Below are 660 nucleotides of genomic sequence, written 5' to 3'. Positions count from 1 at the left end.
ATCGTCCCTGTCGCGAAGAAACGAGGCAGGGACGAAAATTTTATAAAAAAATATTGGTGTATAATAGGGTGAAAATGGGGGAGTTGGAGAAAAAGTATGTTTTACAGCATAAAAAAGTAGCAAAAAAATTTGGAGGGAATAGGGAAAAGCGTGTACCTTTGCATCGCTTTTCGAAAGGACACCGGTTCAACCGGAGCGAAAACGAGGGGCACAGTTCATTGACAAGACTGAAAAGAAGCAAGTGTAGTACAAGAGAAAGAGAGAACGAAGTCAATTCGGCCGGGAGATCTTCGAAGGTATGAAAATAAATAAACAAGATATACAACGAAGAGTTTGATCCTGGCTCAGGATGAACGCTAGCGACAGGCCTAACACATGCAAGTCGAGGGGCAGCGCGGAGGTAGCAATACCTTTGGCGGCGACCGGCGCACGGGTGAGTAACACGTATGCAATCTGCCTGTAACAGGGGGATAACCCGGAGAAATCCGGCCTAATACCCCATAACGACATGGTTTCGCATGGGACGATGTCTAAAGAGAGCAATCTTGGTTACAGATGAGCATGCGGTCCATTAGCCAGTTGGCGGGGTAACGGCCCACCAAAGCGACGATGGATAGGGGTTCTGAGAGGAAGGTCCCCCACATTGGAACTGAGACACGG

General features: G+C 47.9%; 1 rRNA gene. It reads left to right on the top strand.

Features of this window, described 5'->3' with window-relative positions:
* Positions 1-321: 321 nt before the first annotated feature.
* Positions 322-660: ribosomal RNA gene (locus tag B5G10_RS12495) — 16S ribosomal RNA — on the top strand; the annotation flags it as partial.

The organism is Barnesiella sp. An55 (genome assembly GCF_002161555.1).
GTDB lineage: Bacteria > Bacteroidota > Bacteroidia > Bacteroidales > Barnesiellaceae > Barnesiella > Barnesiella merdipullorum.
This window is presented reverse-complemented; position numbering and strand designations above follow the sequence as displayed.